Raw genomic sequence first — 12,756 nt, forward strand, 5'->3', positions numbered from 1 at the left:
GTCGGCTGCTCAACTCCCGCAGGGCGCGGATAATTCGCCCCATGCGCATCCTCGGTATCGATCCTGGTCTCGCCCGTGTCGGCTACGGCGTGATCGAGTCCGGCCCGCCCCAGCGGATGCTCGACTGCGGCATGATCCAGACCCTTCCTGGCCGCTCCGATGGCGCGCGGATGGTGGAGATCGCCCGTGACCTGCGCTGGCTGGTGCGGCGCTGGCGCCCGGAGCTGGCGTCGGTGGAGAAATTCTTCTTCTACCGCTCCAGCACCACGATTTCGGTGGTACAGGCCCGGGGCGTGGTGATCATGACCCTGGCGCGGCTGCAGGTGCCGGTGGTGGAGTTTCCGCCGATGCAGGTGAAGCTGGCGCTCACCGGTTCGGGCCATGCCGGCAAGGAGGAGGTGCTCGACGCCGTGATGCGCGAACTGTCGCTGGATCACCCCCCACGCCCCGACGACGCTGCCGATGCCCTAGCTGTGGCGCTCACTGGCTGGTTTCAGCGGTGAAGCAGCCCGCTGCCGGTGGTGCTGCTCCCGGTGACGCTGTGGCCAGTGGGGCAGGTGCCGACAAGGCAGCCCTGCGGAGCCACTGGCGGCAGCAGCGCTTGGCCCTGCTGATGGAGGCGCACCCTGCCCTGCAACAACAGGCCGTTGCGGCGCTGGCGCCCTGGCTGGATCGCCCGCAGCGGTTGGGGCTCTACTGGCCCCTCCGCGGCGAAGCGGACCTGAGGCCGCTTCAGGAGCTGGGATCGGCTTCGCTCGCCCTGCCGGGGGTGCGGCCGGCAGCGGGCCTGGAAGGAGACCCGGCCGCAGGAGCGTCGGGGAGGGGCGCCGCCGCACTTCATTACGTCGCCTGGAACCCGGGCGCGCCGCTGCTCCCTGATCACTGCGGCATCCCGGCCCCACAGGGGCCCAGCCTCGAGCCCAGCGCCCTGGGCCTGCTGCTGGTGCCGGCGCTGGCCTTCGACCGCCGCGGCTTCCGGCTGGGTTCGGGCGGCGGCTGGTACGACCGCTTGCGGCAGCACCCGGCCTGGCGCTCCGTGCCGGCTGTGATCGTGGCGCCCTACGGCTGTCTGGTGGAGGCCCTGCCCACCGACCCCTGGGACATTCCCTTCGACGGATGGCTGAGCGAGCGGGGCCTGGAATGGTTGCAACCTGTTGAGTGATGACCACCCCAGCCCGCCTGACGGGGCTGCATTTGCCAGGATCCCCGCAGTTGAAGCCTTCCTGTGGTGCTCTCCTCGGATTCGTCCGCTCAATCGCCAATGGGCCTGATGCAGCCTGCGGTGGCCCGGATGGATGCCGATGGCACCAGTGGTCGGCGCCTTTCCCCAGCGCTGCGCGCCGGAACCGCCGCAGCGGCAGGCCGCACCGTGGCCGATCGCGTGATGGCCGCCGAGCTCGGCCACCGCTCCGAGCCCAGCGAGGCCCTCTCGATGATGGTGAGCTCGATGGTACGGATGGTGCAGGCGGGCAAGGCCCATGCCGCCGGCAACCGCTGGTCGGCCTCCTGAACCCCACTTACGCTGGAATGCCTGGCCCACCTGAAGCGCGGCCGGCCCTCCGCTGTTTGCTCAATCGCCCGTGACCTCCTGCCAACGCCTGGTCGTGCCATGCCTGGGAGCGGTGGCCCTGGCCCTGCTGCCGGTGGCAGCCCGGGCCCATGCCATCGAGAGCAGCCTCGATCAGCTCCGCTCCCTCAACGACTCCCTGCTGCTGGAGAGCCGCTTCTCCTCCGGTGAACCGGCGGCCGGAGCCCAGGTGCGCGTGGTGCCGCCAGGAGGCGGCGCGCCGGTGACGGTGGGCCAGCTGGATGCCGACGGCAAGCTGTCCTTCGTGCTGCCGAGCGGCGCCGATGGCACGTGGGAGCTCCAGGTCGACGACGGCCCCGGCCATCGCGACTTCCTCGACCTGACGGTGAAGAGCGGCCGCCCTCTGATCGACAGCCTCAGCGGCCGACCGGCCGAGCCGACGGCGCCCTGGACCTCCCCCTGGCTGATCGGCACCCTGGTGCTGGGCGGCCTCGGCAGCGTCGGCGGGGTGATCGCCGGCCTGAGCGGCTGGTCTGCTGCGCGCCGTCGCCTTCGATGAGCGCCGGCACCGAAGCGCTCGATCGGATCGTTGAGCGACTGCGCGGCACCACTGACCCCAAGCGCCGCTACGCCTACGTGCTCTGGCTGGCCCAGAAGCTGGAGCCGCTGCCGGATGAGTTCCGCGTCGACCCCTTCAAGGTGAAGGGCTGCGTGTCGCAGGTGTACGTGGTGGGCGAGCTTCAGGAGGGGCGGCTGCACTGGCGTGGGGATTCCGATGCCCAGATCACCAAAGGGCTGCTGGCCCTGCTGATCGAAGCGCTCGAAGGTCTGACGCCCGAGCAGGCTGCCTCCGTTGATCCTGCCTTTCTGGCGGACACGGGCCTGCAGGCCAGCCTCACCCCATCGCGGGCCAACGGCTTCCTCAACATCTTCAAGATGATGCAGGCCCAGGCCCGCAGTCTCGCCGGCGGCGAGTCCACCGCCGGTGCGGCTTCCGGCGCCCCCTCCTGATGACGAGCGGCGCCGGCCTGCAGGAGCAGCCGCGCTGCAGCCAGGTTTCTAGGCTCGGACGTTTCCAGGCGAGACAGGCATGACCATCGGCATCGGCTTGCTGGGTCTCGGCACGGTGGGAGCGGGCGTAGCCGCCATCCTGTCCGCCCCGGCGGGTCGCCATCCGCTGGTGGACCAGCTGCGGCTGCAACGGGTGGCTGTCAGGGATCTGAGCCGCCCGCGCCCGGTGGAGCTGGATCCGGCCCTGCTCACCACCGACCCCGAAGCGGTGGTGCAGGATCCGGCCGTCGACATTGTGGTGGAGGTGATGGGCGGACTCGAACCCGCCCGCAGCCTGATCCTCAGCGCCATCGCCGCCGGGAAATCGGTGGTCACGGCCAACAAGGCGGTGATCGCCCGCCACGGCCAGGAGATCGCCGCGGCGGCCGCCGCGCGGGGCGTGTACGTGCTGATCGAGGCCGCGGTGGGCGGCGGCATTCCGATCATCGAGCCGCTGAAGCAGTCGCTGGGTGCCAACCGCATCCAGCGGGTGAGCGGCATCATCAACGGCACCACCAACTACATCCTCACCCGCATGGCGGATGAGGGGGCCCTTTATGGCACGGTGCTGGCCGATGCCCAGGCCCTCGGCTACGCCGAAGCCGACCCGGCCGCCGATGTGGAGGGTGGCGATGCCGCCGACAAGATCGCCATCCTGGCGGGACTGGCCTACGGCGGCGGCGTCGAACGCTCCGCCATCCCCACAGAAGGCATCAGCGGCCTGCAGGCCAGGGATGTGAGCTACGCCGACCAGCTGGGATTCCGCGTCAAGTTGCTGGCGGTGGCGCAGAGCGAGGGCACCGATCCCGACGGCACCGAGCAGCTCGATGTGCGGGTGCATCCCACCCTGGTGCCGAAGGATCACCCACTGGCGGGGGTCAACGGCGTCAACAACGCCATCCTCGTGGAGGGGGATCCGGTGGGGCGGGTGATGTTCTATGGGCCTGGTGCCGGGGCCGGGCCCACCGCTTCGGCTGTGGTGGCCGACATCCTCAACATCGCCGGCATCCGCCAGGTGGGCGGCCCTTCCGCCGGGCTTGATCCGCTGCTGGCGGCCGGCAGCTGGCGCCGTTGCCGCCTGGTGGATCCCGCCGTCACCCGCCACCGCAACTACCTGCGCCTGCAGACCACCGACCAGGCGGGCGTGATCGGGCGGATCGGCAGTTGCTTCGGCCAGGAGGAGGTGTCGATCCAGTCGATCGTGCAGTTCCAGGCCTCCGGCGGGGAGGCTGAGATCGTGGTGATCACCCATGACGTGCAGGAGGCCCGTTTCCGTGCGGCGCTCACGGCGATCGCCGCCCTGCCCGACGTCAAGGCGGTGGCGGCCTGCCTGCGAACCCTCTGAGGCAATGATCCGCGAACCCTCTGCCGGGACATGCTGAGCGGCCTCACCTGATGGGAGTGATCAGCAGCACCGATCCTTCGGTCGCGATCCCCTCACCGGGATTTCTTAAGGTTCATAGCGAACGCCTTCCCCTCTCCAGCCCCGAAATGCTGTCGACACACGCCCCCACCACGGGCGACCCGCAGCGCCGTCCGGCCCCATCCCCCCCCGCCACCCCCCCTCCTCCCGACACCCCCCCCATCCGCACCAGCCCGATGAGCCTCCACCAGGGTGATTGCATTCACCTCGCCTCGGATTCGAACCTGTACCAGGTGATCGCCGTGGATCCACCCCATGACCGCTGCTGGGTGCGCCGCTGGCCGCTGGCGCGGGAGGGCTCCCCGGTGTTCGAGGTGTCCTTGCAGCAGGTTCACAACAGGCCGCCTTCCCTGGCCCTGAATGGCCAGCCGAGCCTTTGAATGGCCGCAGCGAGCGTCACCGCCCCCCATCGCCCCCTTTCCTGATCTGAAGCGCTGGCTGACGCTTCCCCTGGTGGGAGTGCTGAGCCTGGGTCTGCTGTCGGCCTGCCAGCCCGTCCGTCCGGTGGACCGGCTGGTGGTGGCGGGGCGCAGCCGCATCGATTCAGTGGATCCAGCCGCCACCTTCAGCATCGGCGCGATGCAGTTGCTGAGCGCGCTGGGCGACCCCCTCTATGCGATCAGTCCCGAGGGCGAGCTGCAGCCACGCCTGGCCGTGGCACCGCCCCGCCTCAGCGCCGATCGTCTCACTGCCTGGGTGCCGCTGCGCCAGGGCGTGCGCTTCCACGACGGCAGCCGCTTCGATGCCGCCGCCATGGTGTTCACGCTGGAGCGCTTCCTGGCGATCGGCAAGCTGAGCTACCTGCTGGGCGACCGGATCGCTTCGGTGCGGGCCAGCGGGCCCTACGAACTGGAGCTGCGCCTGCGGCGCCCGTTCACGGCCCTGCCCCAGCTGCTCACGGCGGTGAATCTCACGCCGTTGTCCCCCACGGCCTACCGCGCCCACGGCCGCCGCTTTCTGAACGAGCGCTTCGTGGGCACCGGGCCCTACCGGCTCACCTTCTTCAACGATCAGCAGCAGCGGCTGGAGCCCTTCGCCGACTACTGGGGCCCGAAGCCCGCCAACAGCGGCATCGACATGGTGAACCTGAGCAACTCCACCGCCCTTTACGGCGCCCTGCGCAGCGGCGAGGTGGATGTGCTGCTCTCCACCAGCCTGGAGGGCGACCAGCAGCTGTCGCTGCACCGCCTGGCTGCGGCCGGCGCCCTGCGCGAAGGGAGGGGGCCGGCTCTGGAGATCGGCTACCTCACGCTGCTCAGCGACCAGCCGCCCCTGAAGGATCCCCGCCTGCGCCGCGCCCTGGCCTTCGGCCTCGATCGTGAGCTGATCAGCCAGCGGGTCAGCCACGGGCTGCGCCCTTCCCTCCGGGAGCTGGTGCCCCCCACAATCCCCGGTTCCGATCCGCAGGCCTGGCCTGCCTTCGATCCGGCCCAGGCCCGCGCGCTGTTTCGCCAGGCCGGCTACTGCAGCGGCCGGCGGTTGAGCGTGCCCCTCACCTTCCGCTCCAACATCCCCTCCGACCGCTTGTTCGCGCTCACCTGGAAGGAGCAGCTGGCCCGTGACCTCGGCGACTGCGTGCAGCTGGAGATCAGCGGCATGGAATCCACCACGGCCTACCGGCAGCTCGGCGAGGGTGCCTTTACAGCGATCCTGCTGGAGTGGATGGGGGATTTCCCCGATGCCGACAACTACCTGATTCCCCTGTTGGGGTGCGAGCAGGCGGAGGGCAACCGCTGCCTCAAGGGGGCCAGCGCCGCCAGCGGCAGCTTCTGGACCCAGCCGGGTCTTGAGCAGGATCTCAAGCGCAGCGAAAGCCTGGAGGGCGAGGAGCGCGTCGCCCTGGTGCGCCGCCTGCAGCAACAGGTGGCCCAGGCTTCCCCCTACATCCCGGTGTGGCTGGTGGCCCCGCGCGCCTGGGCCCGCCCCAACCTGCAGACGCCCCGCTTCGATGGGGCCGGCCGGGTGGTGTTCAGCCGGCTGCAGAAGGAGCGCCACCCATGAGCCGCCGTTCCCAGCTGTTGCGCTACGGCGCCAGCCGCCTGCTGCTTGGCCCGGTGATGCTCTGGCTGATCGCCTCCCTGGTGTTCCTGCTGCTGCGGCTGGCGCCGGGTGACCCGATCGATGCCCTGCTCGGCATCCGCGCTCCGGAGGAGGCCCGCGCCGCCCTGCGCCAGCAACTCGGGCTTGATCTGCCGCTGCTCACCCAGTACGGCCAGTTCCTGCTGGGTTTGCTGCGCGGGGATCTGGGCGCCTCGCTCACCAATCAGACACCGGTGGCCCAGGTGATCGGCCAGAGCCTGCCGGCCAGCCTGGAGCTGGGCGTGTGCGCGCTGTTGATCGCCGCCGTGCTGGGGCTGGCGGTGGGGTTCTCCGGCATCGCCCGTCCCGACGGCAAGCTCGATCTGGCCGGCCGCCTCTACGGCATCGGCACCTACGCCCTGCCGCCGTTCTGGGCGGCGATGGTGGTGCAGCTGGTGTTCGCCGTCTGGCTCGGCTGGTTGCCGGTGGGTGGGCGCTTCCCGGTCACGCTGCTGCCGCCCAGCGGCTCAGGCTTCTACCTGTTCGACAGCCTGCGGGCCGGCAACTGGCAGCAGTTCAGCGGCACGGTGCGGCATTTGGTGCTGCCCGCCACCACGCTCGGCGTGCTGCTCAGCGGCATCTTCGATAACGCGCTGCGGCTCAACCTGCGCCGGGCGCTCCGCTCCGATTACGTGGAAGCGGCCCGCAGCCGCGGCCTGAGCGAACCAAGGGTCGTGCTGCGCCACGCCCTGCCGAATGCCCTGTTGCCTGTGCTCACGATCACCGGGATCACCGTGGCGTCCCTGATCGGTGGCGCCCTGCTGATTGAGGTCACCTATTCGTGGCCGGGCATCGCCTTCCGGCTGCAGGAAGCGATCGCCCAGCGCGACTACCCCCTGGTGCAGGGGATCGTGGTGGTGGTGGCGGCGCTGGTGGTGGTGGTGAGCGTGGTGGTGGATCTGCTGGTGGCCCTGCTGGATCCGCGGATTCGTTTCTGACGCTTGCTGCTGAAGCCGGTGCTGAACGCTGCCGCTGGTGCCTTTTTGCGCCCTGCTGTGGGAGCGGATGGTCTGCCCCGTCCCGCTGTTGCCGTTCAGCCGTCGAGGCGCCGGTGCCAGTGGCGGGCTGCCTCCCGGTCCAGCACGTAGGCCCGCACGGTGCCCTGCAGGCGCTGCTGGCTGGCCAGGGCAGCGGACCCGTCGAGGGAGCCGAGGAAGTCGGCGGTGAGGTTGAGCAGCAGCTCCTGCACCTGATGCGGTTCCACCCCGACCAGCTCCTCGCCTAGCTGCAGCAGCGCGGGGTTGTCGTCACCGAGGCGCACCACCGAGAAGTGGCTGCCTCCCTCCACCATCACCAGCCGGCTGCGGGGGTTGTGCTGCTGCAGGAACAGCTCCAGCTGCTCGCCCACCGGCGGCGTGACCAGATCAAGGCCGCCACCCACCATCAGCAGCGGCGTGCCGTTGAGGCGATCGAGGCCGCGGCCTGGCCAGAGCAGGCTTCCGAAGGGATTGAAGCTCACCACCGCCGCCACCGGGTCGCGCCCGTCACCGCTGCCCACCTTCGGCAAGGGCACCTCCGGCAGCTGGCATTGCAACAGCCGCGAGAGGTTGTTGAGCGGGATCCCTCTCATCGCCTGCTTGCAGCGCTGGTCGAGGCCCGCCACGGGCCGGGCGCCTCCGGCCATCAGAGCCGACAGCCCACCGAGCGAATGGCCCAGCAGCACCGCGGAGGAGCCCAGGGGCGGCAGCCGGCCGTCCTGCTCGGCTTTCAGCACCGCCTCCACATCCGCAAGGCGGGCGGGGAGAGTCTCGGCGCCGGGGGGCGGGCGCTGCCCATCGAGCAGTTGCCGCACGACGTGTTCGTCGCTGCTGGGGTCATCGATCAGCAGCACCGGGTAGCCGTGCTCCGCCAGCCCGCGGGCCAGCCAGTTCAGCTGGGCGCCGCTGCTGCCCAGCCCCGGCATCACCAGCAAGTAGGTGCCACGAGCGGGCCCCACCGCCTCCCACAGCTCGATCTTGAGGGGGTCGGGCCGGTGGGTCACCGCCAGTTCCAGCAGGCGGGGCATGGGAACGGCGCCGGTGGGCTGCAGGGCCGGCGCCCGTGCGGTGCTGGGGGTGGCGGTCAGGGGCAGTCGCAGCTGACGCAACTGCCGCAGGGCCTGGCCCTGCAGTTCCACCTGCCGGCGCCATTGCTGCGCCAGCTTCAGCACCTCATCCACCTCCAGGGTGAGCCGGGGGGTGGGCACAGCCCGCAGCAGGCTCAGCGGGGTGACCGGTTCCGGGCGCTGCAGCAGGCCGCGGAGTGTGTTCACCAGCAGAGGGCCGCTGCCGCTCTGGTCGGTGCTCAGCAGTGCCCCCATCTCCTCGACCACCTGCCGGCCCGCCCAGCTCTGGATCAACTGCAGAGCCAGGTCGCGCTCCTCCAGGATCGGCGTGAGCAACAGGCGGCGCAGATCCTCGCGGCTGCGGGGGTCGAGCAACTCGAACCACACGCCCAGGTCGTTGCCCCGGGAGCCGGGATCACGGCTCCAAGCCTCCAGCTGGCCGATGTCGATCGGCAGCGAGAACCCGTCGAGCCGAACGATCAGTTGATCTGCGGCCTTGGCCGGACTGCCCCCCCCGACCAGCAGACTGGTGAGAAGCACGAACAGCGGTCGGAACCGGTTTGACACGACGTCGAGCAGGGGCAAGCGGCCTCGGCTGGTTCCTCCAGTTTCCCGCGCCCCTGCAGCAATTGTGCTGGATGCGGCTGCTGAGCGGCCTTGGCGGCGGCGGCGTGATCTATCTCACCGCTGTGGTGTTCCACAACGCCGGATTCTCCGCCACTGCGGTCGGGCAGGGGCTGGCGGCAGCCGCATTGGCCGGTACGGCCGGTCGCTTGCTCTGCGGCTGGTGGCTCGACCGCGGCCGCTCCTGCAATGGCCCGATCGTGCTGGCCGCCTTGATCTCGGTGCTGGCAGACACGCGCCTGTACAGCGCCACCAGCTTCCCCGCCTACGTGAGCGGGCAGATGCTGATCGGACTGGCCCTCGGGCTCTGGTGGCCCGCGATCGAGCTTGCCGTGACCCAGAGCTGCGCGCCGTTGCCCTCCAGCCGCGCCTTTGCGTTGGTGCGCACCGCTGATGCGCTTGGCATCGCCACCGGCGTGCTGCTGGGCTCCGGGCTGGCGGCCCTTGGCCGCTTGCGAGGCATCTTCCTCGTCGACATCGCCTGCATGGTCGTGCTGCTGAGCCTGCTGCTGCGCCGGCCGCTGCCGCCGGCACCAGTCCGCAGTGCCGACAGCCGACTCGATTCCTGGCAGGGATGGGTGCGTCCCCTGCTGCCCCTGCTGGCGATGACGGTGCTGTCCACCGGCATGGTGGCCCTGCTGCAGGGCGCCCTGCCCCTGGATCTGGTGCGCGGCGGGCTGGCCCGCCCCCCCCTGCCGGAGAGCACTGGTGCCCTGCTGCTGGCCCTGCAGCTGGGGCTCCTGCTGGCCCTGCAATGGCCGCTGGGGCGCTGGCTGTCAGAGCGGTCGGTGGCCTTCGGGCTCGGACTGAGCCTGCTGGGTTTCGCGCTCGGCAGCTCCCTGCTGGCCTTCTCCAGCCTGGGCTGGCACAGCCTCACGGTGCTGCTGCTGGCCCAGCTGCCGCTGGCGGCGGCTGTGGCCGCCTTTCTGCCCACGGCCACCGAAGCGGTGGTGGAGATCACGCCCCCCGCCCATCAAGGCATGGCCATGGCGCTGTTCTCGCAGTGTTTTGCGCTGAGTGCCTTCGTAGCGCCGCAGGTGGCGGGCCTGTTCCTCGATCAGCAGCGGCATGGGGGCGGCCTCTGGCTGGCGATGGCGGCGCTCTGCCTGCTGGGCCTCACCCTGGTGCGTCCCTTAGCCCGCGTCCACCCCCACGCCAGCCCCTCCAGTGTGATCTGAGGCCCCGGCCCCGCCAGGGGCGGGCCGGGAGATCCAGCCCTGCTGCTCGTGAGGCAGGGGCTCGGTGCCGTACTCCCAGTCGTCGTAGTCGGGGTCGTTGCGGATGCGCTGGTGCAGTTCCTTCTGTATTTCAAAGTTGTGTGCGCCGGGATTGCGCGCACCGGTGGCGGATCCCGCACCTCGGTCAGGGGTCGCCGCGGTGGCGCTCGTGACCTCGGCCAGCGGCGGCTCAGCGGCAGGCAGATTTGCAGGCGCTGCCGCGCTGCCAGCAGAGGGCTCCTGGGAGGGGTTCATCAGGCTTCGCCTCGTCGGACACCATTCTCGCCGAAGGCGGCCGCCGTCCCGGTCACGGAAGCCAAAGAGGAGGGCGGCTCAATGCTCTGCGCCTGCCTCAGCCGCCGAAACGTCTGCTGAAGTTGAAACCGCTTCAGACGTTGAACAGGAACTCCATCACGTCGCCTTCGGCCACCACGTACTCCTTGCCCTCGCTGCGCAGCCAGCCTCGGTTGCGTGCTTCCGACAGGGAGCCCGCTTCGATCAACTGCGCGTAGGCCACGGTCTGGGCGCGGATGAAGCCCCGTTCGAAATCGGTGTGGATCACGCCGGCGGCCTGAGGCGCGGTCATGCCGGCTGTGATCGTCCAGGCCCGGGTTTCCTTTTCGCCGGTGGTGAAGTAGGTGCGCAGGCCGAGCAGCTGATAGGTGGCGCGGATCAGGCTCTGCAACCCGCCCTCGCTCACCCCCAGCCCGTCGAGATAGTCGGCGCGCTCGGCTTCGCCGAGTTCAACGAGTTCCGCTTCCACCTGCGCAGAAATCCGCACCACCTCAGCCCCTTCACGCTGGGCAAGGGCCACCACGGCCTCGCTGTGGCCGTTGCCTGCCGCCAGGTCGTCTTCCGACACGTTGGTGGCGTAGATGATCGGCTTGAGGGTGAGCAGGCCGAGCGGACGGATCGTCTCGCGCTCGTCGGCGCCGAGGGCAACCCCGCGTGCCGGTGCGCCGGCTTCCAGCGCAGCGGCGATGCGGCCCAGCACCTCATCTTCTGCCTGGGCTTCCTTGCTGGTGCGAGCCTGCTTCTTGAGCCGTTCCCGCCGCTTCTCCACCTGGGTCAGGTCAGCGAGAGCCAGTTCCAGATTGATGATCTCGGCGTCCTGGGCGGGATCCACCTGACCAGCCACGTGGATCACGTCGTCGTCCTCAAAGCAGCGCACCACGTGCACGATCGCGTCCACCTCGCGGATGTTGGCGAGGAACTTGTTGCCGAGCCCTTCGCCCTGGCTGGCGCCCTTCACCAGGCCGGCGATGTCGACGAACTCCACCCGGGTGGGCACGATCTCGCGGGAACTGGAAACGTCTGAGAGCATTTTCAGGCGCCCGTCGGGCACCGCCACGGAGCCCACGTTCGGCTCGATCGTGCAGAACGGAAAGTTGGCGGCCTGGGCCTGGGCGTTGGCCACCAGGGCATTGAAGAGGGTGGATTTGCCCACGTTGGGCAGCCCCACGATTCCGGCTTTAAGCATGGGGCTAAATCTAAACGGCGCCCCCCGGGCCTCCCATGGCCACGTTTTTCGCCGCGACCATCAAGACTGGTTACAGCGACCGCTGACTGTCATTCCCCGCTCCGACCTTCGCCCTGCGCCGGTGCTGACACCGCCCCAGGAACAACCGGTCCCGGCCGCCCCTCGCCGGCCCGGTCCCAAAAAGCGGCGCTGGCCTCTCTGGGCAGGGGTGGCCGCGGCAGTGCTCGTGATCGGCGGTGTGGCCCTCTGGCAGCGCCAGCGCAGCACCACCCAGCAGCAAAAGTCGCTGGCCGCCTATGTGGTGAAGGCCGAGCGCGGCAGCCTGCCGGGCATCGTCACCTCCAGCGGGGAGCTGGAAGCGGCCCGCAGCGTCAACGTCAGCCCCAAGCGGGGCGGCGTGCTCGCCGACCTGTTCGTGGATGAGGGCGATCTCGTGCAGGCCGGCCAGCCGATCGCTCTGATGGACAGCGGTGACCTTCGCGATCGGGAGAATGAACTGCTGGCCCAAGAGCGGCAGGCGGCCGCCGAGTACGCCCGCAGCCGCTCGGAGTTCGAACGTCGCCAGAAGCTGTATCAGCAGGGCGCGATCAGTCAGGACGACATCGTCAGCTTCCGCACCCGCATGCTCACCAGCAAGGCGGCCCTTGATGCAGCCCGGCAGCGCAACGCTCAGCGGGATGTGGAGCGCGGCGAGCTCACGATCCGCGCCCCCTTCGACGGCGTGATCACCCAGCGCTTCGCCGACCCCGGCGCCTTCGTCACCCCCACCACCTCCGCCTCCGCCAATGCGGGCGCCTCCAGCTCATCGGTGGTGGAGCTCGCCCGCGGCCTGGAGGCGGTGGCCAAGGTGCCGGAAAGCGACATCGGTCGCATCCGCCTCGGCCAGATCGCCACCGTGCGGGTGGATGCCTTCCCGGACCGCCGCTTCACCGCGCGCGTGCGCCAGATCGCCCCCCGGGCGGTGAAGATCAACAACGTCACCTCCTTCGATGTGAAGCTGCTGTTCACCGATCCCCACAGCGAGCTGCGGATCGGCATGACCGCCGACATCGACTTCAAGACCGGCACCCTGCCGGCTCAGACCCTTGTCCCCACTGTGGCAGTGGTCACCGAGGAAGGGCGGCCTGGGGTGCTGCTGGTGGGCAAGAACAACCAGCCCACCTTCCAGCCGGTGACGCTCGGCTCCAGCAGCGGCCGAAACACCCAGATCCTCTCCGGCCTCAAACCGGGTACCCAGGTGTTCATCGATCTGCCTCCCTGGGCAAAGAAACGTCCCGGCAGCTGAATCCCACTCCGATCAGGCCAGCTGCC

The 12,756-nt window shown here is 69.9% G+C and carries 14 protein-coding genes; 11 read left to right on the top strand and 3 right to left on the bottom strand.

The genetic code is table 11. From position 1 onward, the window contains the following. The first annotated feature begins 41 nt into the window (after positions 1-41). The 9 genes from ruvC to ACXMDP_RS05405 all read left to right on the top strand — a co-directional run bounded on the left by ruvC (position 42) and on the right by ACXMDP_RS05405 (position 7,018). Positions 42-503 carry a crossover junction endodeoxyribonuclease RuvC gene (gene ruvC / locus ACXMDP_RS05365; protein ID WP_094510272.1) on the top strand — a complete coding sequence of 154 codons (462 nt, stop codon included), beginning with the start codon at positions 42-44 and terminating at the stop codon, positions 501-503. Beyond that, complete coding sequence (locus ACXMDP_RS05370; protein WP_259728834.1) at positions 500-1,162, top strand: 5-formyltetrahydrofolate cyclo-ligase; 663 nt, start codon at positions 500-502, stop codon at positions 1,160-1,162. Before ruvC ends, ACXMDP_RS05370 begins: the two co-directional genes overlap by 4 nt. 108 nt (positions 1,163-1,270) lie before the next feature. Further along, a complete protein-coding gene (locus ACXMDP_RS05375; protein ID WP_144036865.1) occupies positions 1,271-1,510 on the top strand; it encodes a hypothetical protein in 240 nt (79 codons plus the stop codon). 70 nt (positions 1,511-1,580) lie between these two features. Further along, positions 1,581-2,087 (top strand): hypothetical protein, encoded by a 507-nt coding sequence (locus ACXMDP_RS05380; RefSeq protein WP_259728833.1) that lies wholly within the window; start codon positions 1,581-1,583, stop codon positions 2,085-2,087. After that, positions 2,084-2,539 (top strand): SufE family protein, encoded by a 456-nt coding sequence (locus ACXMDP_RS05385; RefSeq protein WP_259728832.1) that lies wholly within the window; start codon positions 2,084-2,086, stop codon positions 2,537-2,539. Before ACXMDP_RS05380 ends, ACXMDP_RS05385 begins: the two co-directional genes overlap by 4 nt. Before the next feature lie 79 nt (positions 2,540-2,618). Then, positions 2,619-3,923 (top strand): homoserine dehydrogenase, encoded by a 1,305-nt coding sequence (locus ACXMDP_RS05390; protein ID WP_259728831.1) that lies wholly within the window; start codon positions 2,619-2,621, stop codon positions 3,921-3,923. A gap of 146 nt (positions 3,924-4,069) precedes the next feature. Continuing rightward, positions 4,070-4,381: a hypothetical protein gene (locus tag ACXMDP_RS05395; RefSeq protein WP_457767104.1), complete on the top strand. Its 312-nt coding sequence runs from the start codon at positions 4,070-4,072 to the stop codon at positions 4,379-4,381. Beyond that, positions 4,362-6,002, top strand: coding sequence for an ABC transporter substrate-binding protein (locus ACXMDP_RS05400; protein ID WP_259728830.1), 1,641 nt, complete (start codon positions 4,362-4,364; stop codon positions 6,000-6,002). The genes ACXMDP_RS05395 and ACXMDP_RS05400 overlap by 20 nt, the downstream gene beginning before the upstream one ends. Continuing rightward, entirely contained in the window at positions 5,999-7,018 is a 1,020-nt protein-coding gene (locus ACXMDP_RS05405) for an ABC transporter permease (protein ID WP_259728829.1), read from the top strand. The genes ACXMDP_RS05400 and ACXMDP_RS05405 overlap by 4 nt, the downstream gene beginning before the upstream one ends. Positions 7,019-7,113: 95 nt before the next feature. Here the strand turns inward: ACXMDP_RS05405 and ACXMDP_RS05410 are convergent, their stop codons facing one another. Then, a complete protein-coding gene (locus ACXMDP_RS05410; RefSeq protein ID WP_259728828.1) occupies positions 7,114-8,664 on the bottom strand; it encodes an alpha/beta hydrolase in 1,551 nt (516 codons plus the stop codon). A gap of 98 nt (positions 8,665-8,762) precedes the next feature. On the opposite strand from ACXMDP_RS05410, the gene ACXMDP_RS05415 reads away from it, so the two are divergent. Then, positions 8,763-9,926, top strand: a complete 1,164-nt coding sequence (locus ACXMDP_RS05415) for an MFS transporter (RefSeq protein WP_457767105.1) — start codon at positions 8,763-8,765, stop codon at positions 9,924-9,926. Here the strand turns inward: ACXMDP_RS05415 and ACXMDP_RS05420 are convergent. Beyond that, on the bottom strand, positions 9,882-10,220 hold the full coding sequence (locus ACXMDP_RS05420) for a hypothetical protein (RefSeq protein ID WP_259728826.1): 339 nt from the start codon (positions 10,218-10,220) through the stop codon (positions 9,882-9,884). The genes ACXMDP_RS05415 and ACXMDP_RS05420 overlap by 45 nt on opposite strands. 133 nt (positions 10,221-10,353) lie before the next feature. Next, positions 10,354-11,445, bottom strand: coding sequence for a redox-regulated ATPase YchF (gene ychF / locus ACXMDP_RS05425; RefSeq protein ID WP_094510279.1), 1,092 nt, complete (start codon positions 11,443-11,445; stop codon positions 10,354-10,356). A gap of 208 nt (positions 11,446-11,653) precedes the next feature. Between ychF and ACXMDP_RS05430 the strand changes: the two genes are divergently transcribed. Then, positions 11,654-12,730, top strand: a complete 1,077-nt coding sequence (locus tag ACXMDP_RS05430) for an efflux RND transporter periplasmic adaptor subunit (protein WP_457767106.1) — start codon at positions 11,654-11,656, stop codon at positions 12,728-12,730. Positions 12,731-12,756: the final 26 nt, after the last annotated feature.

It is taken from the genome of Cyanobium sp. ULC065 (assembly GCF_977927515.1).